Source organism: Bradyrhizobium sp. S3.2.6 (genome assembly GCF_040546885.1).
GTDB lineage: Bacteria > Pseudomonadota > Alphaproteobacteria > Rhizobiales > Xanthobacteraceae > Bradyrhizobium > Bradyrhizobium cytisi.
In genome coordinates, this window is record NZ_JBEPOS010000014.1 from 99416 (window position 1) to 125000 (window position 25585).

General features: G+C 62.1%; 24 protein-coding genes. 20 read left to right on the forward strand and 4 right to left on the reverse strand.

All coding sequences use genetic code 11. The features are described 5' to 3' along the window. Positions 1-21: 21 nt before the first annotated feature. The 12 genes from ABID58_RS23495 to ABID58_RS23550 all read left to right on the forward strand — a co-directional run bounded on the left by ABID58_RS23495 (position 22) and on the right by ABID58_RS23550 (position 12103). A complete protein-coding gene (locus ABID58_RS23495) occupies positions 22-837 on the forward strand; it encodes an NAD-dependent epimerase/dehydratase family protein (protein WP_354035004.1) in 816 nt (271 codons plus the stop codon). Beyond that, positions 834-2174 (forward strand): hypothetical protein, encoded by a 1341-nt coding sequence (locus ABID58_RS23500; RefSeq protein ID WP_354035006.1) that lies wholly within the window; start codon positions 834-836, stop codon positions 2172-2174. The genes ABID58_RS23495 and ABID58_RS23500 overlap by 4 nt, the downstream gene beginning before the upstream one ends. After that, on the forward strand, positions 2174-3199 hold the full coding sequence (locus ABID58_RS23505; protein WP_354035007.1) for a glycosyltransferase family 2 protein: 1026 nt from the start codon (positions 2174-2176) through the stop codon (positions 3197-3199). The genes ABID58_RS23500 and ABID58_RS23505 overlap by 1 nt, the downstream gene beginning before the upstream one ends. Next, positions 3196-4131, forward strand: a complete 936-nt coding sequence (locus tag ABID58_RS23510) for a glycosyltransferase family 2 protein (RefSeq protein WP_354035008.1) — start codon at positions 3196-3198, stop codon at positions 4129-4131. The genes ABID58_RS23505 and ABID58_RS23510 overlap by 4 nt, the downstream gene beginning before the upstream one ends. Next, on the forward strand, positions 4128-4580 hold the full coding sequence (locus ABID58_RS23515) for a hypothetical protein (RefSeq protein WP_354035009.1): 453 nt from the start codon (positions 4128-4130) through the stop codon (positions 4578-4580). Before ABID58_RS23510 ends, ABID58_RS23515 begins: the two co-directional genes overlap by 4 nt. 111 nt (positions 4581-4691) lie before the next feature. After that, positions 4692-5687, forward strand: coding sequence for a dTDP-4-dehydrorhamnose reductase family protein (locus ABID58_RS23520; RefSeq protein WP_354035011.1), 996 nt, complete (start codon positions 4692-4694; stop codon positions 5685-5687). Further along, positions 5677-6708, forward strand: coding sequence for a polysaccharide biosynthesis protein (locus ABID58_RS23525; protein ID WP_354035013.1), 1032 nt, complete (start codon positions 5677-5679; stop codon positions 6706-6708). The genes ABID58_RS23520 and ABID58_RS23525 overlap by 11 nt, the downstream gene beginning before the upstream one ends. A gap of 106 nt (positions 6709-6814) precedes the next feature. Next, on the forward strand, positions 6815-8086 hold the full coding sequence (locus tag ABID58_RS23530) for a methyltransferase domain-containing protein (protein WP_354035015.1): 1272 nt from the start codon (positions 6815-6817) through the stop codon (positions 8084-8086). A gap of 49 nt (positions 8087-8135) precedes the next feature. Next, on the forward strand, positions 8136-9218 hold the full coding sequence (gene wecB / locus ABID58_RS23535) for a non-hydrolyzing UDP-N-acetylglucosamine 2-epimerase (protein ID WP_354035016.1): 1083 nt from the start codon (positions 8136-8138) through the stop codon (positions 9216-9218). A gap of 51 nt (positions 9219-9269) precedes the next feature. After that, entirely contained in the window at positions 9270-10496 is a 1227-nt protein-coding gene (locus ABID58_RS23540; protein ID WP_354035018.1) for a glycosyltransferase family 4 protein, read from the forward strand. Between the two features lie 105 nt (positions 10497-10601). After that, entirely contained in the window at positions 10602-11546 is a 945-nt protein-coding gene (locus ABID58_RS23545; RefSeq protein WP_354035020.1) for an NAD-dependent epimerase/dehydratase family protein, read from the forward strand. Then, complete coding sequence (locus tag ABID58_RS23550) at positions 11543-12103, forward strand: sugar transferase (RefSeq protein ID WP_354035021.1); 561 nt, start codon at positions 11543-11545, stop codon at positions 12101-12103. Before ABID58_RS23545 ends, ABID58_RS23550 begins: the two co-directional genes overlap by 4 nt. 42 nt (positions 12104-12145) lie before the next feature. Here ABID58_RS23550 and ABID58_RS23555 read toward each other — a convergent pair whose 3' ends face one another. Together ABID58_RS23555 and ABID58_RS23560 are read right to left on the reverse strand one after the other, a co-directional pair. Beyond that, positions 12146-13015, reverse strand: coding sequence for an NAD-dependent epimerase/dehydratase family protein (locus tag ABID58_RS23555; protein ID WP_354035023.1), 870 nt, complete (start codon positions 13013-13015; stop codon positions 12146-12148). 38 nt (positions 13016-13053) lie between these two features. After that, on the reverse strand, positions 13054-13320 hold the full coding sequence (locus ABID58_RS23560) for a hypothetical protein (protein ID WP_354035024.1): 267 nt from the start codon (positions 13318-13320) through the stop codon (positions 13054-13056). A gap of 530 nt (positions 13321-13850) precedes the next feature. Between ABID58_RS23560 and ABID58_RS23565 the strand changes: the two genes are divergently transcribed. From ABID58_RS23565 to ABID58_RS23590, 6 genes are all read left to right on the forward strand, one after another. After that, a complete protein-coding gene (locus ABID58_RS23565; protein WP_354035026.1) occupies positions 13851-15029 on the forward strand; it encodes an ABC transporter substrate-binding protein in 1179 nt (392 codons plus the stop codon). A 135-nt stretch (positions 15030-15164) separates the two neighbouring features. Next, positions 15165-16034 carry a branched-chain amino acid ABC transporter permease gene (locus tag ABID58_RS23570; protein ID WP_354035027.1) on the forward strand — a complete coding sequence of 290 codons (870 nt, stop codon included), beginning with the start codon at positions 15165-15167 and terminating at the stop codon, positions 16032-16034. 8 nt (positions 16035-16042) lie between these two features. After that, positions 16043-17071 (forward strand): branched-chain amino acid ABC transporter permease, encoded by a 1029-nt coding sequence (locus ABID58_RS23575; RefSeq protein WP_354035028.1) that lies wholly within the window; start codon positions 16043-16045, stop codon positions 17069-17071. Continuing rightward, positions 17068-17823 (forward strand): ABC transporter ATP-binding protein, encoded by a 756-nt coding sequence (locus ABID58_RS23580; RefSeq protein WP_354035029.1) that lies wholly within the window; start codon positions 17068-17070, stop codon positions 17821-17823. The genes ABID58_RS23575 and ABID58_RS23580 overlap by 4 nt, the downstream gene beginning before the upstream one ends. After that, positions 17816-18532: an ABC transporter ATP-binding protein gene (locus tag ABID58_RS23585; RefSeq protein ID WP_354035031.1), complete on the forward strand. Its 717-nt coding sequence runs from the start codon at positions 17816-17818 to the stop codon at positions 18530-18532. The genes ABID58_RS23580 and ABID58_RS23585 overlap by 8 nt, the downstream gene beginning before the upstream one ends. 21 nt (positions 18533-18553) lie before the next feature. Beyond that, the gene (locus tag ABID58_RS23590; RefSeq protein ID WP_148751261.1) at positions 18554-19672 is read left to right on the forward strand and encodes a cobalamin-independent methionine synthase II family protein; all 1119 of its coding nucleotides are present in this window, start codon (positions 18554-18556) and stop codon (positions 19670-19672) included. 168 nt (positions 19673-19840) lie between these two features. Here the strand turns inward: ABID58_RS23590 and ABID58_RS23595 are convergent, their stop codons facing one another. Both ABID58_RS23595 and ABID58_RS23600 read right to left on the reverse strand, forming a co-directional pair. After that, positions 19841-21559, reverse strand: a complete 1719-nt coding sequence (locus tag ABID58_RS23595; RefSeq protein ID WP_354035033.1) for a caspase family protein — start codon at positions 21557-21559, stop codon at positions 19841-19843. A gap of 98 nt (positions 21560-21657) precedes the next feature. Continuing rightward, positions 21658-22746, reverse strand: a complete 1089-nt coding sequence (locus ABID58_RS23600) for an aspartyl protease family protein (RefSeq protein ID WP_354035035.1) — start codon at positions 22744-22746, stop codon at positions 21658-21660. Positions 22747-22937: 191 nt separating this feature from the next. Between ABID58_RS23600 and ABID58_RS23605 the strand changes: the two genes are divergently transcribed. After that, entirely contained in the window at positions 22938-24293 is a 1356-nt protein-coding gene (locus tag ABID58_RS23605; protein WP_148751560.1) for a hypothetical protein, read from the forward strand. Positions 24294-24352: 59 nt separating this feature from the next. Continuing rightward, entirely contained in the window at positions 24353-25549 is a 1197-nt protein-coding gene (gene metK / locus ABID58_RS23610; RefSeq protein ID WP_148751263.1) for a methionine adenosyltransferase, read from the forward strand. Positions 25550-25585: the final 36 nt, after the last annotated feature.

Here is a 25585-nt window from a genome sequence, read left to right on the forward strand (position 1 = left end):
CTGGTCCGGGCTTATCGTCAAATGCGGGTAGCAGTTACCGGCGCGCGCGGATTTGTCGGCCGTCACGTGCTCGGCCAACTCGCCGCGCGCGGCGTCGAGATCGTCGCGACGGAGCGTCCGGGCGTTGTGCGAGAACGAGCAGCCGTGGCCGATGTGCACTGGGTCTCGCTCGATATCGCCAGTCCACCCGCCGATTGCTTCGCGGCGCTGGAGCGCCCCGACGTGCTCTTGCATCTCGCCTGGGACGGACTGCCAAACTACCGTTCGCTTTATCACCTTGAGACCGAGCTGCCGCGTCAATACGGCTTCCTCGCCAACGCGGTTCGCAACGGACTGCCGGCACTGGTCGTGGCCGGTACATGCCTGGAATATGGTCTGCAATCAGGTGCTCTGTCTGCACAACTGGAGACTCGCCCGACGACGCCTTATGGGCTTGCCAAGGACACGCTGCGCAAGCAGCTTCAATTTCTGAAGGCCGCGCAGCCCTTCGAGCTGACCTGGGCGCGGCTCTTCTACATGTATGGCGACGATCAGCCGGCGACCTCGCTTTACCCGTTGCTGAAAGCCGCGGTCGCATCCGGCCACGAGCTATTTCCGATGTCGGGCGGCGAGCAGCTCCGCGACTATCTCCCGGTCGACCAAGTTGCCGGCCGCCTCGCCGATCTCGCAATCGATCCGGCTGATCGTGGGCCAATCAACCTGTGTTCCGGACAACCTGTTTCTGTTCGTACTCTGGTCGAAAGCTGGATTGAGCGGAACAGTTGGAAGATACGCCCCAAATACGGCGAACTGCCCTATCCCGACTATGAGCCCACGGCATTCTGGGGAGTGTCGTGAAAGCGGAGCCTGTGCCATCGGGGCGCTTCGGCGAAAGCTCCACAAGCGATTGGGTCCAAAATGTGTGGACCCGCTTCTCGCTGCGGAGCGGTCTGGAACGGGCCTACCGCAAGGCGTGCGGTGATGACCCCAGGCAAGTGTTGGTACGCCTGCCTCTGCTGGCGTTCGTGTTCGTCTGCGTTTTCGATCCGGCCGATCAGATATTTCACGCCAAGGTCTGGCTCTTCGTGGCGATGTGGGCGGGACTGTGCGTCCTCGTCTATTTCGACGGGGACAAGATCCAAATTGCGCCAGGATTGATCGCTTGCGTCCTGCTGTTGATTAGCATCCCCCTGCTTTCGATCGTCTGGTACTATCTGGTCGACGGAACAGAACCTTATGCCGGGTTCGGCCTTTTCAAAGGCTTCCTGCTGCTCTCAATTGCGATCGTTCTGGCGGCTTGGCGCATTGATTTGATGCCGTTCTTGAGCACGCTGCTCGTCCTGCTCGCGCTGCTGACTATCGCGGTGTTCGTCCTGTTGCAGCTCAGACCCGAGATGTTCCCGGACCTGCAGCAGATGGGCTCCAACAGCGGATTGGTCCTGCTGGCCGAGAGGAGTCATGGGGAAGGGTTCAAATTCACTCAAGTCAATGTCGTCACCCTACCGCTGCTGACGATTTCGATTCCCTATTTCTTCGATCGTGCAATGGGCGCGCCGGGTTTTCGGGCAAAGGCTTTCTATTTGGCGCTGGTGGGCATCAGCATATTGGCGATGCTGTTCTCCGGCTCACGCAACCTAGCGGCGGCTGCGCTGCTGCTGCCTTTCCTTTTGTGGCCTCTTTACACGGGACGGATCATTCTGAACGGGCTGATCAGCCTGGGCGCTTTGGCGGTTCTTTCGTTGCCGTTTGTCGCCCGACTACGGGCATCTCTTGATCCCAGCGATATCTCGAATAACATCAAACTCACCTTGCTTGGCGACTATGCTCATATTTTCCGTGATCTCCAAACGTTGCTGCTTGGCAAAGGTCTTGGCGCCTACTATCGCTGGAGTACCTCGGGGCGGCCCGAGTTCGAACTCACCGGTGAGTATTTCTACTTCAATACGGAGCTGACCTATGCGGAACTTATCCGCTATTTCGGCTTGTTCGGCGCGGGCATCGTGATCTTGATCTTGCTCTTTCCTGTTGCAAAAGCATTTCTAACCGACGTGAGTTCGCGCCAGCGGGCGCTCGCGTTGGGCTGGTTGGCATATCTTTGCATGACCGCTACAAATCCGATGTTGTTCTCCTCGACCGGTATGCTGCTGTTGTCGGTGATGCTGGTTGAAAATCTATCATCCGCGAACACGAATTGATGACTTCCACCTCGACCCGATTTAGCGTCGTTCTGCCTGTTCGGAACGGCTGGCCGTATGTTCAGGAATGTGTCGAAAGCATCCTGGCGCAAACCTATCCGCATTTCGACTTGATCGTGCTTGACAACCAAAGCACCGACCAAACCGTTCCCTGGCTCAAGTCGCAGAAGGACAGCCGCATTCGCCTGTACGGCTCCTCGTCTTCGCTGTCGATCGTCGATAGTTGGGCCCGTGCCGTGGGGGTGGAGAAGCAGGAATACGTGACGCTGATCGGGCACGACGATCTGATCGATCCCGGCTTTCTGACCGCGATCAAGAATTTGATTGATCGCTATCCGGACGCAAAGCTGTACCAAACCGGCTCACGTTTGATCGACACAGACGGCGGAACTATCCGCAGTTGTCGACCCGTTCCTGAACGTGAAACTCCGGCGCAGTATCTCGAAGGCCGCTTCACCTACCAGCGGGACATCACCGGGACCGGTGTCGTCTTTCGATCAGCAGAGTATGACGGGCTCGGGGGCATTCCGCATTTCGAGCGGCTGTTTTTCGCCGATGATGCGCTGTGGCTGTCGTTGATGAGGGGCGGCTACAAGGCATACGCTCCCGCCGAGCTCTGCTCCATCCGGATGCATCCAAAGAAAGAATCCACCACCAAGCCGTCATCATGGCCTTCGCTGCTTCTGGCGCTCAACCAGTTTGCGGAATTTCTCCAGGATTACGTGCCGTCGGATGCCCAGGCGAAGGCAGCCGTCGCACAGCATGGCCCAAGCTTCATGCTCAGATATCACCGGAACCTGTACATCCTCGCGCTGTTGGAGGCATGTCAGATGGGACGCAGGATCGATCCCGCCACAACAGAACGATTTGCCGCATCGCTCAAGAAATGCGCCCCGGCCGCCGAAGGTTCGCTGCGCAAGTCACCGAAGGTCGCTTTGGTCGAGGCGCTCAATGCTTCTCCGGCCCGCAGCATCGCTCTTGGCTTGTGGAAGATCTATCATCGTCTCTGGATGCGAGCGCAATGACTGTTGAAGGATCGCCCGACCTGTCGCCCGGTGTGTCGGCAAGCGGTGGCTCTCCGATGAGCCGCGTCGCTTGCGTGATCGTCAGCTATCGGCCTGAGATCAAGCAGCTCTCCAATCTCTGCGCGTGCATTGTGGCGGATGGGGCGAGGGCGATCGTGGTCGACAACACCGAGGCGCCCGGTATTTCGCCGGCGCAGGTACTGGCCGATTGCGAAGTGATCTCCCTGGGCAGGAATACGGGAATTGCACATGCCCAGAACGTGGGAGTCGTGCGCGCCAGAGACACCGGCGCATCAATTATTGTCTTATTCGATCAGGATTCGAAATTCGAACGGGGGTTCCTGCCGGCACTGGTTGCTCCGCTGAAGTGCGGCGTTCCGGAAATCACGTCCCCGCTTTTCGTCGATGACCGCACCGGGACGGCGCATCCGTCGCAGCGGCTGGGGCGGTGGGGACTGCCGCATGCAGTCTACGGGGGCGCAGCAGCCGAACCCTTTCCGGTGGACATCGTAATCGCCTCCGGAACGGCAGCGACCCAGGAGGTGTTCGCTCTTGCCGGAGGGCTCGACGAGGGGCTGTTCATCGACGGTGTCGACAGTGAGTGGTGCCTCCGCTGCCGAAGCAAGCAGATTCCGATTTACGTCGTTCCTGCGGCCGTGATGCGGCACCAGATCGGACACGGCTTGGTTCGGCTCGGCCCTTTCACCATTCTCATGCACAGCCCGACGAGGTGCTATTATCAGCTCCGAAACTGCCTCCTTCTGATGCGGAAGAAGCACGTGCCGTTCGGCTTTGCGTTCAAGCATGCTATATCCGTTGTGTTGAACCGCTTGCTAGCGTTATTTCTCGTCGGCGATCGTCTGGCCTACATCAAGGCTTATCTGGCCGGGCTGCGTGATGGCCTGATGGGCGTCGCTGGGGCCAAGCCGTGAGCAGTACCCAGCAAGCCGTTTTAGCCATCATCGACGAGGGGCTGACCATGAAGCGTCGTGCGAAGATATTGTTGGCGCTGGCCGGATGCGGGCTCTATTTCGTCATCGCCCTCATCCTGAAATATTCTTTTGTACCGCCCGCGATGCCTCCAGGCGAAGCGCTACTTCTTCACCATCCATTTTTGAGATTCGGAACATTCGGTTCTGCAGTCACCTTGCCTGAATTGCTCGCCTTTGCTGACACCCCATCGAACTTGGCTCGCTCGCCTGCGGTAGTCTACGAGAATGACCGTCCGTTAGGCCCGGGGCACACTCCACATGGTGAGATCGCAGAACTCGGCCACGGCCGGTTTTCTCACCTTGAGAACATGATCGCCTTCTCAACGAGTGATGGAACTCCCGCCAATACAAACGGCCGGAGATACTGGGTTGCCATACCCAGGAATTGATTTTGACGTTAGTCGGGCGGCGAGCGAGCCGCGGCGTTTCACTTGCTTTCTCGGCTTGGGGGCGATGCTCGAAAGTAGCAAGCGTACACCGCGTCTCATCGATCCATTTGTTTGATTTTGAATGTATTTTTTGTTTGTGTGCCGCACCATTCTGCGCTTAATACGCGCTTTGTAGCCTGCAAAGGTCTACGCGATCCCTTTAATGTCGCCGCGCCAAAGGCAGTTGATGACGTGAACATATTGGTGCTCGGAGCAACCGGCCTGCTCGGCAATGCGGTGTTCCGTAGCCTGTCGAGGATGCGGGGTGCGCAGGTCACGGGGACGATCCGGCAGGACTCGGCCCGCAGGCTGTTTGATGGCGCCCTTGCCGCGCATCTTACTGTGGCCGGCAATATCGAGGATCCGGGCCTGCTGACAGAGCTGTTTGATGCGGTTCGTCCAGATGTGGTCGTCAACTGCGTTGCCGTCGGCCGGCCAGCGCCCGCCGATCCCATGCGGTCTATTGCGGTCTATGCCGTGCTGCCGCACCGGCTGTCGCATCTGTGCAAGCTTGCCGGCGCGAGGCTGATCCAGGTCAGCTCCGACGGCGTGTTCTCAGGCCACCGCGGCACCTATACCGAGGCCGACGTGCCTGATGCCGATGACGTCTATGGGACGTCGAAGTTCCTCGGCGAAGTCGATGCGCCGCATGCCGTCACCCTGCGAACCTCCATCATCGGCCACGAGCTGCAAGGCGGCAGCGGATTGCTGGAGTGGTTCCTGTCGCAGCAGGGTGAATGCCGCTGCTTCACGCGGGCGATCTTCTCCGGTTTTCCGACCATCGTGCTGGCGGATATGATCCGGGATATCGTGCTCCCGCGGCCGGACCTGAGCGGTATCTATCATGTTGCGACCCGGCCGATCTCGAAATTCGATCTGCTATTGCTGGTTGCCGAGCGTTACGGCAAAAGGATCAAGCTGCTCGCGGACGATCGGCCGGCACCGGATCGCTCGCTGGTTGCAGACCGTTTCGAGCGGTTTACCGGCTACAAGCCGCCGGAATGGCCGGCGCTGGTTGATGAAATGTACCGTGACAAGTTCAGTTCGGTGGGACACGATGAAGGATAAGGTAGTAGTCATCACAGGCGGCACCGGCTCGTTCGGTCAGCACATCCTGAGGGGATTTCTCGCGACCGACGTCGCCGAGATCCGCATCTTCAGCCGCGACGAGAAGAAGCAAGAGGAGATGCGGACGGCGTTCAACAACGCCAGGCTGAAGTTCTACATCGGCGACGTGCGGGCCTATGACTCGATTCACCAGGCGCTGAAGGGCGCGCACTACGTGTTTCACGCCGCTGCGCTGAAGCAGGTGCCGTCTTGCGAATTCTATCCGCTGGAGGCGGTCCGCACCAACGTTCTCGGCACCGAGAATGTCATGAGCGCGGCGATCGCAAACAATGTCGAGAAGGTGGTCGTGCTCTCGACCGACAAGGCAGTCTATCCGATCAACGCCATGGGGCAGACGAAGGCGTTGATGGAAAAGGTGATGGTTGCAAAATCACGTAGTCAGTCGCCGTCCGAGACCCTGTTGTGTGCGACCCGTTACGGCAACGTCATGGTGTCGCGCGGCTCGGTGATTCCGCTGTTCGTCCAGCAGATCAAGGCCGGCAAGCCGCTGACCGTGACGGACCCCAACATGACGCGGTTTCTGATGTCGCTCGACGATTCCGTCGAGCTGGTGCTGCATGCCTATGGGCATGGCCGCCAGGGCGACATTTTCGTGCAGAAGGCTCCGGCGGCAACGATCGGCGACCTCGTCCAGGCGCTCAAGGAGATCTTTAACGCCAGCAACCCCGTGCAGATCGTCGGCACGCGGCATGGCGAGAAGCTCTACGAATCACTCGTCTCGCGCGAGGAGATGGCCCGCGTCCAGGACATGGAGCGGTACTATCGCATTCCCGCCGACAATCGCGACCTCAACTATGCGATGTATTTTACCGACGGGCAGAGGGAGATTTCCACCCTCGACGATTATACGTCGCATAATACCGAGCGGCTGACCGTCGAGGGCGTCAAGGCGTTGCTGCTCAAGCTGGATTTCATCCAGCGCCATCTGCGGGGCGCGGACGGCGAAATTGCAGAGGTCTAGTTTTCCCGGGTTATCGACCTGATAGAATGATTATGCTACCCCCGCACGTCCGTTACCGGCGGTTGTGGTCGAGCCGTGGCCAAAGGCGGGGAACAGGGGAATTTTCGTGATTGAAGCGGGTGATTCCGAACAGCCCTGCTGTGCGTTCTGCGACAGCCGGCGGCTCGGACTGGTGATGGACTTCGGTAGGGTCGGCCTCGCGGGCGGATTTCTCAAGCCTGAGCAGTTCGCGACCGAGCCAACCTTTCCCATGCGCCTGCACTTCTGCAACGACTGCTACGCCGTGCAGGTGACGGACAAGGTTCCGGCCGACGTGATGTTCAAGGACTATTTTTATTTTTCGTCATCGATCGGAACCCTGCGCGACCATTTCAGTGCGTATGCGGCCGAGGTCACCACGCGCTTTCTCGATCCGGCCAAGGCGACGGTTCTCGAATTCGGCTGCAACGACGGCGTGCTGTTGCGTCCGCTCGCGGACCAGGGCATTCGCACCGTGATTGGCGTCGATCCGGCCTCCAACGTGGTCGCAACCGTCAACGACCCGCGCATCAAGGTGGTCAACGACTACTTCACAGAGAGCGTGGCACGCAGCGTCGTCGCCGAGCACGGCTGTGTCGATCTGATCATGGCCAACAACGTCTATGCGCATATTCCCGATATCCAGGGCACGACGCGCGCGGTTGCTGCGGCGCTCGGTCCGGACGGCGTGTTCGCCTTCGAGGTGCACTACCTCGGCAAGGTGATCGACGAACTGCAATACGACATGGTCTATCACGAGCACCTCTATTACTACTCGCTGCTGTCGGTGATGAACCATCTCGCTCGCTACGACATGATGGTGTTCGACATCAAGCCAATCCCGATCCACGCCGGCTCGATCCGCTTCTACACCTGCAAGAAAGGCAGCAAGCACAGCGCGTCCGTTTCGCCCGCGGTCAAGGCGCTCGAGGCGGAGGAGCGCGCCCGTGGATTCGATCGCTTCGAGACGTTCCAGGCGTTTTCCGCCACGGTCGCTGGTCACCGCGATGAGCTGGTCGGGCTGTTGAGCCGTCTGCGGGCCGAGGGCAAGCGTATCGCCGGCTACGGCGCGTCAGGTCGCGCCAACACCATGATCCAGTGGTGCGGCATCAGCCATGATCACCTCGACTACATGATCGACGATGCGCCGGCGAAGGCCGGGTTCTACACGCCGAAATCGCATTTCCAGATTCATTCGAGCACAATTCTCAGCAGCGACAATCCGCCGGATTATCTCCTGGTCTTCGCCTGGAGTTTCTTCGACGAGATCAGGAAGAGAAACGCGGCCTATCTGGAGAAGGGCGGCCGGATGATCCTGCCGCTGCCGGAGGTCTCGATCTTTCCGCCGTCCGACGCCTAAGATAACGCTCTCGAGTCCCCGCTTAACGAAAGCCATACGGAACACGCAAATGAAGGTGATGTCGATTTTCGGTACGCGGCCTGAAATGATCAAGATGTGGGCGACGCTGAAGAAGCTCGACGACTACAACTTCGATCACGTGATGGTCCACACAGGCCAGAATTTCACGCCGGAGCTGCGCGAATTCTTCTTCAAGGATCTCAAGCTCAGGAAGCCGGACTACGAGCTGGACATCGATACGTCGGGTTACGGCCCCGAAGTCGCGGATGTGATCAAGAAGTCCGACGCACTGATGGAGAAGGTGAAGCCCGATGCGTTGCTGATTCTCGGCGACACCTACAGCGGGCTGAGCGTGTTGCCTGCGTCGCACCGCGGCATCAAGATCTTCCACATGGAGGCCGGGTTGCGCGCGTGGGACCGCCGCATGCCAGAGCAGCGCAACCGCATCCTGATCGACCACATCAGCAACATCCTGCTGCCCTACAACCACTATCATCGCGAGAATTTGTTGCGTGAGGGCATCCATCCCTCGAAGATCATCGTTACCGGCAATACGACGTTCGAGGCGATGCGGGCGTTTGCGCCGGAGATCGAGAACAGCGACATCCTCAAACGCCTGGGGCTTGAGCCGAAGAACTACATCCTGGTGACGGCGCACCGCAGCGAGAACGTCGACGATCCGCAGAATCTCGCGAATATCTTCGAGGCGCTCGGCATCCTCAACCAGCGGCTCAAGCGCGAGATCATCTTCCCGATGCATCCGCGTACGACCAGCAAGCTGAAGAATATCGACGTGCCGCCGAACATCCGGATCATGGCGCCGCTCGGCTTCTACGATTTCAACCAGTTGCTCAAGCAGTCTTACGTCGTGCTCTCCGACTCCGGCACTGCGGCCGAGGAGGGGCTGTTCTACAAGGTGCCCAACGTCAGCCTGCGCATGGCGACGGAGCGGATGGAGACGCTCGAAAGCGGCGCCACGATCGTTTCAGGCATGGAGGCCGAGAATATCGTCGAGGCGGTGACGCTGGCTGTCGGCCTGCCCTGGGGCGCGCGCTACGAATTCGAGGAGGATTATTCTCCATCGTCCGTGGTGGTGAACGCGATCCGCACCAAGATCACGAACTTCTTCTGAGCCTCGCGGCGAGCGGCGGTGAGCCGCCGCTGATCTTGTTGAAGCATTGACATGAACCGTGGCCTGCTGATTGCACTGATCTCGACGGACTATCCGCCGCTGCGGACGTCCGCGGCGGTGCAGTTGCGGGATCTTTCACGGGAGTTTGCCGCGCAGGGGCATCGGCCGGTTGTCATCGTTCCATCGCCGATGTCGGATAAGCCGTGGGTGGTGGAGCAACTCGACGGGGTCGAGGTGTTGCGGGTGGCTGCGCCGCCGACGCGTTCGCCGTCCTTCGTCCGGCGTGCCATCGCCGAGATGTGGCTGCCTTTCGCGATGTATTTCAACATCCGGCGCAGCCCGTTTGCCTCGGCGAACTGGGATCTTCTGGTGTGGTATTCGCCACCGATCTTCTTCGGCCCGCTGATCGCGAAATTGCGGCGCAAGTCGAAGGGCAACAACAAGGCGAGGACCTATCTCATCCTGCGCGATATTTTTCCGGAATGGGCGGTCGACCTCGGTCTGGTCCGGCGAGGGCCGGTCTACCTCGTCTTCAAGGCCATCGCGGCATTCCAGTATAGCGTGGCCCAGGTGATCGGCGTGCAGACCGAGTCCAATCTCCACTACCTCAAGAAGTGGGAGCGCGCCCCGCGCCGCATCGAAGTGCTGCGCAACTGGCTCGCGGTGACGCCCGACGTCGGCAGCAGCATCGTGGTAAGGAATACGCCACTCGCCGGCCGCAAGATCTTCGTCTACATCGGCAACATGGGCGTGGCCCAGGGCATGGATATCTTCATCGACCTGATTCACAGCCTGCGCGACCGCACGGATATCGGGTTCCTGTTCGTCGGGCGCGGGACCGAGTTTGCCCGGCTCGAAGCCGAGAAAGCATCACGCGATCTCAGCAATGTGCTGTTCTTCGGGGAGATCGATTCGAGCGAAATTCCAGGGCTTCTTGCGCAGTGCCACGTCGGTATGGTCGCGCTGCATCCCGACCATAAGACGCACAATATTCCGGGTAAGTTCGTCTCCTACGTGCAATATGGGGTTCCGGTTCTCGCGCGCGTGAATCCGGGCACCGACCTGATGAAGCTGATCGAGACCGAGCAGGTAGGGAAGGTGTATGTCGGGAACTCCGTCATCGCGTTGAAGAAACTTGCAGAACAACTTATAGACGATGAGGAATTGCGGCGTTCCATGTCGGAGCGTGGACGGGAACTTGGGCACTCGATGTTTTCGCCTGCTGCTGCGGTGCGGCAAATTGTGGCATCCGCGGTTGTGCCCGCACCGGGAGGATGATCAGAATGTCTGGAATCATCGCCCGCGAGCGGTCGCGTGCAGCTAGTGGAACATTCTGGCCGAGCGGGATCTTCTGTCCTTTCGACCACCGGGGCGAGTGAGTGGATGTTGCGGATATTGGTGACTGGCGCCTCCGGCTTCATAGGGTCTGCCCTGACCAATGCGCTGGCAAACGACGGCCACTTCGTCCGGGCGGCATCGCGCAAGTCGATCGCGCTGACCAATGCGCCGGGAAGCGAATGGGCGGAGCTGTCCGACCTCGAGCGCGAAGTGGACTGGACTCCACTTCTTGATGGCATCGACGTCGTCATCCACCTCGCGGCCATCGCTCATCGCACTCACATTGACAGCGGCCAGTACACCCGGGCCAATCGCGTGGCGACGGCGCATCTGGTGCAGGCCTGTGCGCAACGCGGGATCAAGCGGCTCATCTTCATGTCGTCGATTGGTGCGCAGGCGGGCTCCGCCGCCGACCATGTGGTCACCGAGAAGGACGAACCTTGGCCCATCACGGCCTATGACCGGGCCAAGCTCGCGGCGGAAGAGGAAGTTCGTCACTCTGGCGTACCGTTCACCATTCTGCGGCCGGTCATCGTCTATGGTCCGGGAGCCAAGGCCAACATGGCCATGATGATGCGGATTGCGTCGCTGCCTGTGCCGCTCCCGTTTGGCGCCTTCAAGAATCGCCGTTCGCTGCTGTCGGTCGACAATCTCGTGCAGGCGGTGATGTTCTGCCTCGACAATCCGAACACGATCAATCGGACCTTCATTGTCTGTGATCCCGAGCCGATCACGCTGGCGGAAATGATTGGAACATTGCGCGAGGCGTCCGGGCGGCCGCGGAATCTCGTTCCGATACCGCCGGCCGCGGTGCGAGCGCTGGTTTTTGCCGCTGGCCGCCGCTGGCTCTGGGATCGCATCGGACGCGACCTCGTCGCGAGTTCGGCCGATCTTCAGAGTGTCGGATGGTGTCCCCGCGTGCAAACAAAAGATGGACTGCGCGCGATGGTGCAGGTGGCCAAGTCGCTTCCGCAGGCGTCCCGCATATGAAGCGTCTGCTCGATGTCGCGGTCTGCGCGGTGCTCCTGCTTCTGCTCTGGCCGATCTTCCTGATTGTCGCTGGCGCCATCCGGCTCGATAGCCGGGGGGGAGCGATCTTTCGGCAGGCCCGCGTCGGGAGGAACGGACAGCGATTTACCTGTTATAAATTTCGAACAATGGCCTCAGACACGGGCGATCTTCCGACCCATCAGGTCTCGGCCGCAAAGGTCACGCGACTGGGCTATCACATGCGCCGTTTCAAGATCGATGAACTGCCGCAGGCCTTCAACGTATTGGCCGGTGACATGAGCTTGGTCGGTCCGCGGCCGTGCTTGCCGTCGCAAGTCGAGCTCGTCGAGGCGCGGCGCAAGCTGGGCGTGCTTGACGTACGTCCCGGCATTACCGGGCTGGCCCAGGTGAGGGGCGTCGACATGTCGAACCCGGACCGGCTCGCCGAACTCGATGCCCAATACGTCAAGTCGCAGAGCTTCGTTGGCGATCTCGGTCTGCTCTGGGCGACGTTGCGCGGGCAGGGCGTCGGCGTCGACCAAATCGTCAAGACCTGACCCGCAATCCTCGGCTCACGCTCGGGTCGCGATCGATACGGCCTAATCGAAGACCGGACGGAACAGCCGTGGATTCCAGCCGAAATCCTCGACCGCCGGCGTGGCGTCGAACGTCATATCCTTCATCATGCGCAAGCCCATTGCAACGTTCGCCGTGGGAAACAGCGGCTTCGCCATCGCAAAGATCACGCGCCACAGCCACGGAGAGACGGGAACCAGCCGCCGAGGTCGCCCCATGCCGTCAAACACCCGGCCAATCATTTCGCGATAGGGCAGCGTTTCCGCTCCGGGCAGCGAATAGAATTTGTTGGACGCTGCCGGACTTGCAGCTGCGGCGATCGCGCCGATCGCGAGATCCTCGGCGTGCACCGGCTGCCGCAGGCCTTGCGCGCCGCCGACGACGGGCATGAAGCCGATGCGGCGAATGAGCCGTGACAGCGGCGTGATGTTGGTGTCCCGTCCTTCTGCGTAAATCAGGGTCGGACGCAAGATCGTCCAGCTGACCTGGCGCTGTTCGCAGAGTCTGGCGATCGTCTGTTCGGCATCGGTCAGGTTTCGGATGGTCTCGCGCTCTTCCGCAACTTCAGTATCCTGCTTGGTGAGCACGCTGGTCGAGCTCAATGCCACGACACGATCGACGGTGGACGAGAGGATAAGGGGCAATGCCTTGGCGAGCAGAATTGCGTCGCTGGTACAGTACAGCGTCGTGACATCAGGAAATCTCAGGGTGTCCGACCGCGTCAGGTCGGCCTGGATCCATTCCACGCCAGCGGCCGTGCTGCGGGGCGAGCGGGAGACTGCAAACACGCGCCGATGCTGCCGGGCGAGATGGTCGACGAGGTAGCCGCCGACCAGTCCGCTGCCGCCGATCACGAGACATTCCGTCCGCTTGCCTGCGCTGTCGTCCAGCATGCTGCTACCCCACCTTCAACCGGTGTTTACAAGCAATGCTATTGCGCGGGGTCAAGCCTGCTCTGGCCAGTTTTGGATTCGTCGCGCGTTGCTGCGGGCTGCAGCCGCTTCTGCTCACGTTCCTTCATCCATGCGTCGTACTGCGGCGTGCCCGGTCGCGGTGGGGCGTCCGCAGGCAGGCCGCCGGCCCATTGCGGGACATAGTCGCCCATGCCCGCCGTGAGCTTCTCGTTGACCGTGCCGCAGCCGGACAGACCCGCGGCAAGCCCGACGAGAAGCAGGAGAGAACGAAAACGTATGGACATCGTACGGCGCCGGGTTCGGAGCTTGGGGTGATGAGACGCCGGGTAACCAGCGGGTCAGGAAGGTAGCCTTCAACAAGATAAAATTGGCTTATTCGAGGTGGGTATCCAAATACCAGACAGGATGAGCACCTCGTTTGCCAATGTTCAAATTCTGCAAATGAAAGACGAAATTCTCCATCCACCCGCCAGGTCGCATTTCTAGAATGCGGCCATCGGCTCGCGACAATCTGGCTTGGCCGGCGACCGGGCTTTTTCGTTGACAGGTCCATTTTATTTGTACAATCGTACAAATGGATGCGACCGGGATCGAGGTGCTCGGGTTGCCCGGCGTAACCGCGACATCGCGCTTCACGCTTGGTCATTGGCACGCGCCGCTTGCGCCGCATGGTCGCCAAACGTCCGATTGACAATGAGGGCGCGGAAGACGCCTTGTGACGCGCGACATCGCCCGTGCGTGGGTTAAGGTGAGGCAAGGACCGGGCACTCGGTCCGACGCACAAGAGGCCAGGAATGAAGGGGAGGGACATCTGATGTTCGAACGCAAATACTTTTCTCGGGTGGCCGCGCTTGCTGCCGTCGCCGGCCTTGCGGCCCTCGCACCGGCCAAGGCGGAAGACACCGTCAAGGTCGGCCTGATCCTGCCGATGACCGGCGGGCAGGCCTCGACCGGCAAGCAGATCGAGAACGCGATCAAGCTCTACATGCAGCAGAAGGGCGACACCGTCGCCGGCAAGAAGATCGAGATCATCCTCAAGGACGATGCGGCGATCCCGGACAAGACCAAGACCGCCGCGCAGGAGCTGATCGTCAACGACAAGGTCAATTTCATCGGCGGCTTCGGCGTGACGCCGGCAGCGCTCGCGGCCGCGCCGCTGGCGACGCAGGCCAAGATTCCGGAAGTCGTGATGGCGGCCGGCACCTCGATCATCACCGAGCGCTCGCCCTATATCGTGCGCACCAGTTTCACGCTGGCGCAGTCCTCGACCATCATCGGCGACTGGGCGGTGAAGAACGGCATCAAGAAGGTGGCGACGCTGACCTCGGACTACGCGCCGGGCAATGACGCGCTCAACTTCTTCAAGGAGCACTTCACGGCCGGCGGCGGCGAGGTGGTCGAAGAGGTCAAGACGCCGCTCGCCAACCCCGATTTCGCGCCGTTCCTGCAGCGCATGAAGGATGCCAAGCCCGACGCGATCTTCGTGTTCGTGCCGGCGGGCCAGGGCGGCAACTTCATGAAGCAATATGCCGAGCGCGGCCTCGACAAGGCCGGCATCAAGGTGATCGGACCGGGCGACGTCACCGACGACGACCTGCTCAACAATATGGGCGACGCCGTGCTCGGGACCGTGACCGCGCACATCTACTCGGCCGCGCATCCCTCGCCGATGAACAAGGACTTCGTCGCCGCCTACAAGAAGGCGTTCGGCACGCGTCCCGGCTTCATGGCGGTGAGCGGCTATGACGGCATCCACCTGATCTACGAGGCGCTGAAGAAGACCAATGGCGACACCGACGGCACCAAGCTGGTCGAAGCCATGAAGGGTCAGAAGTGGGAGAGCCCGCGCGGCCCGATCTCGATCGATCCGGAGACGCGCGACATCATCCAGAACGTCTACATCCGCAAGGTCGAGAAGGTCGACGGCGAGCTCTACAACGTCGAGTTCGCGACCTTCGAGGCCGTCAAGGATCTCGGCAAGACCAAGAAGTGACCCGCGAAAGCGGGTCATCCCCGAGCGCGCTTGGCGCGCATCGGGGATCCAGAAGTTGTTGAAGCATGATTCCGGGTTCAGCGCATTCGCGCTGCCCCGCAGTGACGAACGCCTACCAGGATCGCTCGACGCTCGATGACCTCAATCCTCACCAACCTGTTCGATGGCGTTGCCTACGGCATGCTGCTGTTCGTGCTCGCCTGCGGGCTTGCGGTCACGCTCGGCCTGATGAACTTCGTCAACCTCGCCCATGGCGCCTTCGCCATGGCCGGCGGCTATGTCTGCATGGTGCTGGTCAACCGGATGGGGTGGCCGTTCTTCGCCGCGCTGCCGCTCGCCTTCGTCTCCGCTGCCGCGATCGGAATTGCGCTCGAGCGTATGCTCTATCGCCATCTCTATGCACGCAGCCATCTCGACCAGGTGCTGTTCACCATTGGTCTCACGTTCATGTCGGTCGCGGCCGTCGACTACATCCAGGGCTCGTCGCGGGTCTTCATCAACCTGCCGGCCGCGCTGCAGGGCCAGTTCGACGTGTTCGGCGTCGGCATCGGCCGCTACCGGCTGATGATCATCGTGATCTGCGGCCTGCTCACCATCGGTCTGCAGATGGTGCTGGCCAGGACCCGCTTCGGCAGCCGCCTTCGTGCCGCCGTCGATGATCCCCGCGCCGCGAGCGGCCTCGGCATCAACGTGCCGCAGGTGTTCGCCTTCACCTTTGCTTTTGGATGCGGGCTCGCAGGTCTCGGTGGTGCGCTGAGCGCCGAGATCCTCGGCCTCGATCCGTATTTCCCGCTGAAGTTCATGATCTACTTCCTGATCGTGGTCACCGTCGGCGGCTCGTCCTCGATCACCGGACCGTTTTTGGCCTCGCTCCTGCTCGGCATCGGCGACGTCGCCGGCAAATATTACGTGCCGAAGATGGGACCCTTCGTGATCTACACCATGATGATCGTGATCCTGATCTGGCGCCCGAACGGATTGTTCGGCCGCACGGCTGCGCGTTGAGTTTGCCGATGAACGCTTCTTCCGACGTCGGTTATCACGCCCAACGGCGGACGCGCTGGCACTATGGCGAGGCCGCCTTCTGGCTCGTCGTGCTCGCCTGCGGCTTTCTGTTTCCCACGCGCTATCTGATCATGACCGACATCCTGCGGCTGGCACTGTTTGCGATGTCGCTCGATCTCATCCTCGGCTATGCCGGCATCGTCTCGCTCGGCCATGCCGCCTTCTTCGGCGTCGGCGCCTACGCCGCGGGATTGCTGGCGCTGCACGGCATCATCAACGAGCCGGTGCTGGCGCTGATTGCCGCAGGCCTCGCCGCGATGGTGCTCGGCTTCGCGACCAGCTTTCTGGTGATCCGCGGCGTCGACCTGACCCGGCTGATGGTGACGCTCGGCATCGCGCTGCTGCTGGAGGCGCTCGCCGAGCGCTTCTCCAACATCACCGGCGGCACTGACGGCCTGCAAGGAATCGAGATGCAGCCGATCTTCGGCGAGATCCCGTTCGACATGTTCGGCAAGGCCGGCTTCTTCTATTCACTAGCCGTGCTGTTCGCGCTGTTCCTGCTCGCCCGCCGCATCGTGCATTCGCCGTTCGGCCTGTCGCTGCGTGCGATCAAGAACAATCCGCTCCGCGCCGCGGCCATTGGCATCCCCGTCAACCGCCGCCTGATCGCGATCTATACGCTCGCGGCGTTCTATGCAGGCATCGCCGGCGCCCTGTTCACGCAGACCACCGCGATCGCTTCCCTCGACGTCTTCGCCTTCGAGCGCTCCGCCGACCTGATGCTGGTGCTCGTCATCGGCGGCACCGGCTATCTCTATGGCGGGCTGATCGGCGCGGTGATCTTCCGCATGCTCCAGGAAGTGTTCTCCACGATCACCCCGCAATATTGGCAGTTCTGGATCGGCCTCGTGCTGGTCGTGATCGTGCTGGTCGGCCGTCAGCGCCTGCATCGCTGGGTGCTTTATGTGCCGAACCTGATCATCAAGCAGGTGATGGGGCGCAAGGCCGTCGTCGCCGTGCCGGAGAGCGACGCATGACCATCGCGCTCGAAACCCAAAACCTCGAAAAGCAGTTCGGTGGCCTGCGCGTCACGCGCGATCTCTCCCTGAAGATCGAGCAGGGCGCCCGCCACGCGCTGATCGGTCCGAACGGTGCCGGCAAGACCACGGTCATCAACCAGCTCACCGGCGTGCTCAAGCCTAACTCCGGCCGCATCCTGCTCGAAGGCCAGGACATCACCGATCTCCCGGTGCACAGGCGCGTGCTGCGCGGCCTGTCGCGCACCTTCCAGATCAATCAGCTCTATCCTGATCTCACCCCGCTCGAGACCATCGGCCTTGCCGTCTCCGAACGCCTCGGCCATGGCGGCGACTGGTGGCGGCGAATGGGCACGCGCAACGACGTCAATGACGAGATCGCCGATCTCCTGACGCGTTTCCATCTGCTCGATGTCATGAACGAAGAGACCGTGACGCTGCCCTACGGCAAGCAGCGCCTGCTCGAGATCGCGGTCGCGATCGCCGCCAAGCCGCGCGTGCTGCTGCTGGACGAGCCCGCCGCCGGCGTGCCGGAGAGCGAGCGCCACGACATTCTCGCCGTTGTAGGCAGCCTGCCGCGCGACGTCACCGTGCTGCTGATCGAGCACGACATGGACCTCGTGTTCTCCTTTGCCGACCGCATCTCGGTGCTGGTCTCCGGTGCGCTGCTGACTGAAGGTGCGCCCGACCAGGTCGCGCGCGATCCGCAGGTGAAGGCGGTCTATCTCGGCGAGGAGGCGGTCAATGTCTGACCTGCTCGCAATCGATTCACTTCGCGCCGGCTATGGCGAGGCGGTGGTGCTGCCCAACATGTCCCTGTGCCTTGCCGAGGGACAGGTGCTGGCGCTGCTCGGGCGTAACGGCACCGGCAAGACCACGCTGATCAACTCTATCGTCGGCGTCACGCGCCGTTTCTCCGGCAACGTCACCCTTGGCGGCACCGACGTCACGACCATGCGGCCGGACCAGCGGGCGCGCGCCGGCATTGGCTGGGTGCCGCAGGAGCGCAACATCTTCCGCTCGCTGACGGTGGAGGAGAACATGACCGCGGTGGCGCAGCCCGGTCCCTGGACCGTCGCGAAGGTCTACGAGATGTTCCCGCGGCTGAAGGAGCGGCGGGGCAACTTCGGCAACCAGCTCTCCGGCGGCGAGCAGCAGATGCTGGCGATCGGCCGTGCGCTGACCCTCAACCCAAAAGTCCTGCTGCTGGACGAGCCAACCGAGGGTCTGGCCCCCATCATCGTCGAGGAGCTTCTGAAGGCGATCGGGACCATCACCCGGGCCGGCGGCATCTGCTCGATCATTGTCGAGCAGAACGCCCAAAAGATTCTGGGGCTCGCCGACCGTGTTGTGATATTGGAGCGCGGAACGATCGTCCACGACGCCCCGAGCGCCGCGCTGAAGGCCGACCCGTCGGTCCTGGAGCGCCACCTCGGCGTCGCCGGGGCGGCGGCCCACTAAAAAATCCTCGGGAGTTCAAGAATGCAGCGAACCAAAGCCCCCTTCCGCGCCGACGAGGTCGGCAGCCTCCTGCGCCCCGCCAAGATCAAGGAAGCCCGCGCGAAGCTCGAGAAGGGCGAGATTTCGCCCGACGATCTGCGCAAGATCGAGGACATGGAGATCGAGAAGGTCGTGCACAAGCAGGCCTCGGTCGGCCTGAAGCTCGCGACCGACGGCGAATTCCGCCGCTCCTGGTGGCATTTCGATTTCCTGGCCAAGCTCACGGGCTGCGAAATGTTTCATCCGGACACGGGCATCCAGTTCGCAGGCGTCGAGACGCGGCATGACGCGGTCCGCGTGATCGGCAAGCTCGATTTCCCGGACGACCATCCGATGCTGGATCACTTCCGCTTCCTGAAGAAGTCCGCCGACCAGGCCCACGTCACCGCCAAGATGACGATCCCCTCGCCAGCCGTGCTTCACTTCCGTGGCGGCCGCAAGGCGATCTCCAAGGACGTCTATCCGGATCTCGACGCTTTCTACGAGGACCTCGGCAAGACCTACCGCAAGGCCGTCAAGGCGTTCTACGACGCCGGCTGCCGCTATCTCCAGTTCGACGACACCGTCTGGGCCTATCTCTGCTCGCAGGACGAGTTGCAGAAGGCGCGCGAGCGCGGCGACAATCCGGAAGGCCTCCAGCAGATCTACGCACGTATCATCAATTACGCGCTGGCCGAGAAGCCCGCCGACATGGTGGTGACCACGCATGTCTGCCGGGGCAATTTCCGCTCGACCTGGATTTCTTCGGGCGGTTACGAGCCGGTGGCCGAGACCATGCTGGCCGGCACCAATTACGACGGCTACTTCCTGGAATACGACAGCGACCGCGCCGGCGGCTTCGAGCCGCTGCGCTTCCTGCCCAAGGGCAACAAGGTCGTCGTGGTCGGCGTCATCACGTCGAAGTTCGGCGAGCTCGAGAAGAAGGACGATATCAAGCGTCGTCTGGAAGAAGCCTCCAAGTTCGCCCCGCTGGAGCAGCTCGCGCTGTCGCCGCAGTGCGGCTTTGCCTCGACGGAAGAGGGCAACATCCTCTCCGAGGAAGAGCAGTGGGCGAAGCTCAGCCTTGCTGTGGAGATCGCGAAGGAAGTGTGGGGCCAGTAAGTCTCCACACCGCGCTGTCATTCCCCGCGAAGGCGGGGAATCCAGCACGCCGCGGCTTCTCGATGAACCACGGACCTCTCGGAATACTGGATCGCCCGGTCAAGCCGGGCGATGACCACTGAGGGCGGAGAGTACTTCGCGTCAGCGCAGGCAACGAACCCGCTGCCCTCACTTCTCCGCCAGATAGACCTCGCCCAGCAGCGACGAGTTCGACCACGGCACCTGCTTGTTTTTCGTCCCCGAGACCACCTCGGCCCGCACCCGCGTCAGCATCTGCTGCACTTCCAGCCCCGGCGTGCCGATGTGGCGGGACAGCGCCGCTGAGAATGGCGAATTGGCACGTTCACCGTCGAGCGCCACCTGGCCCGGTGCGGTCGCGAACGCGATCAGCGTGCCGGCCCCTAACGTCGCGCCGGACCCGAGGCTCGACGGAGCTGCGAGGCCTGGCGTCCCCTCGATGCCGCGACTGCTGGCGGTGCTTGCGACTTGCTGCGCCATCGGATTGTTGCGGCAGGCATCGAAGATCAGGATGTTGGTACGAACCTGGTCGTCGAGGCCAGCCATGATCGTGTCCATGTCGATCATCGCCTCGGTCATGCTCACACCGGGCTTGAGCTCGACGTCAACGGGAATGAGGTAGTTGCGACCGTCGACCTGCACGCCGTGACCGGCATAATAGACCAAGGCCACCTGCGCCCGCGCCACCTCGCGCAGGAAGTCGCGCGTCACCTTCTGCATCGCGGCGCGGTCGAGATCGACGCCCTCCGATACAATGAAGCCGATGTCACGCAGGCTCTTGGCGACGGCGCGCGCATCGTTGGGCGGATTGGGCAGTGCCCTCACATGCGCGTAGGCGCCATTGCCGATAACGAGCGCCATGCGCTTGCCTGGCGTTGCGGGAACAGGCGAGGGCGCAGGCGCGGCGTTACCCTGCTGCTGCGTGGGCGTGGTCTGCTGTTGTCCTGACGGGGCGGGCGCATCGCGCGGGATCGGCACGGCTGGGTCCGTCACCAGCGACAGCCGCACTTTTGCGGTGGCCTGATTGGCCTTGCTGCCCGCGTCCGAGGCCACGATCGCGAGCGTTGCGTTGTAGTCGTCTTTCGCACGCGCGTAGTCGCCCTTGGCCTCATAGGCCAGCGCGCGATGGGTGTAGGCGGAGATCAGCACGCTGTTCGGCGGTGTCATGATGCTGACCGGCGGCTTCTCCTTCGCGAGCCGGATCGCCTCGCTGCCGTCGGCAATCGCGCGATCGAGATCGTTCTTCGCGCGCCAGATCGCGGTGCGGTTGATCAGCGGCTGCGGCAGCGTCGGATCGAGCCGGATTGCCTGGTTGATGTCGGAGAGCGCGCCGTCGAGATCGCCCAGCGCCCCCTTCGCGATGCCGCGGTTCTGGAACGAGAACGCCGATCTCGGATCGGCCTTGATCGACATGTCGTAATCGGCGATCGCCTTGGCGTAGTCGCCCTTGCCGCGCCAGGCATTGCCGCGGTTGTGGAAGATGATGCCATCAGGCGGCCCGAGCTTCAGTGCGTCGTCGAAATCCGCGATCGCGATGTCGTAGTCGCCCTTGTCGTAATAGGCCGAGCCTCGCAAGCTGTAGACCGCCTGGCTCGGCCGCAGCCGGATCGCTTCGGTGGTGTCGGCAATGACACGGGCGTAGTCGCCCTTCTTGTTCCAGCCCACCGCGCGCCAGAAATAGACGGTCGCGAGCTGCTCACCCTTGAAAACCTTCAGCGCGATGATCTTGCTGCAGGCGTCGACCATCTGGTCCGCCGGCGTGGTCTCGGTGGTGCAGAGCGGTCCGAGCTGGCTGCGCGCCTGGGCGGAGCAAGGCGCCGACCACAGGGGCGCCAAGAGAAGGCAGAGCGCGACGAGCAGGCGGCGCATGGAGCCTCGGATGCTGACGATATAGCAGAAGGAGGACGTGACCCTTTTGTCGGTCCCAGGGGATCGTCGGTTCAGATTCTGCGGTTGCGGGGGCAGGCTTACTTCTTCGGTTGGCGGGTGCGGACCTCGATGAAGCCGCCGGCCATTTGAACTTCGAACCGTGACAGGAAGCTCATGCCGAGCAGGCCATCGATGCCGGCGCCGTAGCTCTTGTCATCCGTCGTCTGGATCGCCACGGGCACGTTGATCGCTTCCAGCTTGCCGAGCGCAACCTTGTCGGCTCGGGATAGTTTCGCTTTGCTCTGGCCGTTGGCCGTTATGAGCGTGATCTCACTGGTGCCGGCGTCGGGGATCTTGGCGCGGCTGGCAAAAGTGGACTTCACGGACACGTAGCTCGCGCCGGTATCGAGGACGAACAGTCCGGAGACGCCGTTGATCGCAGCCTTCACCGTGACGACGTCCTTCCCCCCGCGTAGGGGGAAGCTTTCTTTGCGCAATCCTGTCGAAGCGACGCAGTTGCCCTGGCTTTCGTAGTCGGCGATGATCTTCCGGGTCTGGCTGGTATCGCGGGTGGCCGGATCGAGCGCAACCCATAGACTGATCGGCGCTGTTGCCTCGCAGAACTGTTTGAGAGCCGCATAGGCGCCTGCCATGTGCAGGAAGACACGGCTCGAGATCGATTTCTTGTCCGTGCCATAGAGCTCGATGGCATCGGAATAGTCGGCCAGCGCACGGTGGTAGTCTTGCAGGCCATCAAGCGCGACGCCGCGCAAGTAGTGTGCGTCGCGATTGGTCGGTGCGCGCCGCATGAACTCGTCGGCGACCTCCGCGGCTCTGGGATAGTCCGTGAGCTTGAGATAGATGTTGATCGAGCGGTGCAGCGCGGTGATCGGCGCGCCACAATTCATGACGAACTTGTAGAGCCCGTCAGCGGCCTGTCGCCGGTAGCCGAGCTTGTCCAGCATGAGCGCGAGATCACTGATGCTTTTCTGGTCACACGGCTCGCGCTTCAACTCTTCCAGGCGCAGCCAGACAAATGGGTCGCGCGCGGCTGCGACGGGCAGGACGCCGATCCTCTCATAGACTGACGCGAATAATTCGTCGGGATTCTCGTCCAGATAACCTGCGCGTGCGCCGCCCGATAATGCCGCCAGCAGACAGGCGACGAGCCAAAACAACCTGAACATACCCTGCCCCGAACATCCCGTTCGCAATGTATACCGGTAAGTGTAGGCGCGGCCAAACGCACGATGGGAGTGCCCCCAAGGATCTGGTTGGCCTGCCAATGAGGGGGGAGCAATTCCAGAGGGTATTCCCTGAGTGGGCAGAATTTGCTAGGAGGCGGGTCCCAACTTTTCTGCCCACCACTGTCCCACACATGAAAAACGACGAAATCCTGAGCCAAATCACCGAGTTCTGCCGCAAGGCGGACATGGCGGAATCGACGTTTGGCCGGCGTGCGGTGAACGATGGGAAGCTCGTGCAGCGGCTGCGCGAGGGCAAGCGCATCACCATCGACACGCTGGAACGGATCCAGGCCTATATCGCCGCGTCCACGACGGGCGGCCTGCCGCCGCCGCGGGGGCTCCAGGTGCCCCCGGAAAAGCGCGATCCGCGCGGCAATTTCCGCTTCTTCGAGAACCGGCAGAAGTATCTGCTGTTCGTCCACACCTGCAGCGAGAAGCGGGTGGTTGCGGAGCGTGTCGCGCTGGAGCTCGCCAGCATCCATCCTCGGCCGCCCGCCCTCCGCATCTTCGATGCCGGTGTCGGCGACGGCACGGTGCTGGCGCGAGTGCTGCGCGCCACGCACCAGCGCTACCCGCACATGCCGTTCTATGTGGCCGGCAAGGAGCTCAGTCTCGAGGATCTGCGCCTGACGCTGGAGAAGGTGCCGGACCGCATTTTCGAGCATCCGGCGTCGGTTTTCGTCTTCACCAACATGTTCTACTCGGAGGCGCCCTGGCTCACGCCGGCGTCGCCTGCGGCAGCGGCGGCCACCGTCTGGCACGAGGTTCCGCTGCGGGGCGCCTCATCAGGCGAGTTCGAGCAGCAGATCGCCGAGCTTCGGCCGTTCCTGGAGCAGAACTGGCGTGCCGCGATCAGCCCGCGCACGGCGATGCCGCTGTATGAGCGGCCGGTCGTGCTGGTGCTCTACCGCGAGGACCAGCGGTTCCTGCTGGATTCGACCATTCCGCGACCGGGCCAGACTGAGGCCAATTTCGACCTCGTGATCGCATCCCAGCCATACCGCGCGCTGTCCTCGGTCAATTTCCGGGCCAAGCGGATCATTGCACCGCTGGCGCGGGCGCTGCGGCCGGGCGGCCGCCTGATCGGTATCCACTCCCACGGTCACGATCCCGGCATGGAAATGATCCAGGCGATCTGGCCCGGAGAAAATCCTTTCTCGGTGAGCCGTCATGAGCTATTGCGCGCCGTTAAGTATGAGCTGGGGTCGTTGGGCCGCGACTTAAATTTTAATGCTTACGCGGACAACCGTTCGATCTTCAGGTATGATATGGAAGCGCTGCCCAACGAGGTGACGGGTACCATCGGAACCTCGACGGCCTTTGCAGCGTGGAATGCGGCGGTGTATGTCGCTCAGATTGAGGACGACCGGTTGACAGATATGACTCAAAACGGCCGCACTCTGGATGCCGCCAGGGATGTGCTGCGAAAGTACAACGGGCTCTGGTTTCTCGACGAATCCTACGTCATCTCGCGCCGGCGTGATTGACATAATCCAAGGGTAAACATCGCAAACTCCGCCTGAAGCGGCGGAACAAGGGGTTACTGATGCGCGCGTCCTATCTTTTCACCAGCGAGTCCGTGTCCGAGGGCCATCCGGACAAGGTCTGTGACCGGATTTCCGATGAAATCGTCGACCTGTTCTACCGGGAAGGGCCCAAGGCCGGCATCGATCCGTGGGCTATCCGCGCGGCCTGCGAGACGCTGGCCACCACCAACAAGGTCGTGATCGCCGGTGAGACCCGCGGTCCGAAGTCCGTCACCAACGAGCAGATCGAGAGCGTCGTGCGCGACGCGATCAAGGACATCGGTTACGAGCAGGACGGCTTCCACTGGCAGAAGGCGGACATCGAGATCCTGCTGCACCCGCAGTCGGCCGACATCGCGCAGGGCGTCGACGCGCTGCAGCCGGGCGAAGTCAAGGAAGAGGGCGCTGGCGACCAGGGCATCATGTTCGGTTACGCCACCAATGAGACGCCCGACCTGATGCCGGCGCCGATCTTCTACGCCCACAAGATACTGCGTCTCATCTCCGAAGCCCGTCATTCCGGCAGGGAGAAGGTGCTGGGCCCGGATTCCAAGAGCCAGGTCACCGTGCAGTACGAGAACGGCAAGCCGGTCGGCGTGCGCGAGATCGTGGTGTCGCACCAGCATCTGGTCGAGGACATCTCGTCGAAGCAGATCCGCGACATCGTCGAGCCCTATGTGCGCGAGGCGCTGCCGAAGGACTGGATCACGCCGAAGACGATCTGGCACATCAACCCCACCGGCAAGTTCTACATCGGCGGTCCCGATGGTGACTCCGGCCTGACCGGCCGCAAGATCATCGTCGACACCTATGGTGGCGCGGCCCCGCATGGCGGCGGCGCGTTCTCCGGCAAGGATCCGACCAAGGTCGACCGCTCCGCGGCTTACGCGGCCCGCTACGTCGCCAAGAACATCGTCGCGGCCGGCCTTGCCGATCGCTGCACGCTGCAGCTCGCCTACGCGATCGGCGTGGCGCGTCCGCTGTCGATCTACATCGATACCCACGGCACCGGTAAGGTGTCGGAGGACCAGCTCGAGAAGGCCGCCGCCAAGGCGATGGACCTGACCCCGCGCGGCATTCGCAGCCATCTCGATCTCAACCGCCCGATCTACGCGCGCACCTCGGCCTATGGCCATTTCGGCCGCACGCCGGACAACGAGGGCGGCTTCTCCTGGGAGAAGACCGATCTCGTCGAGGCGCTCAAGCGCGCGGTCTAGTTCACTTGCGTCATTCCGGGGCGCCGCGACAGCGGC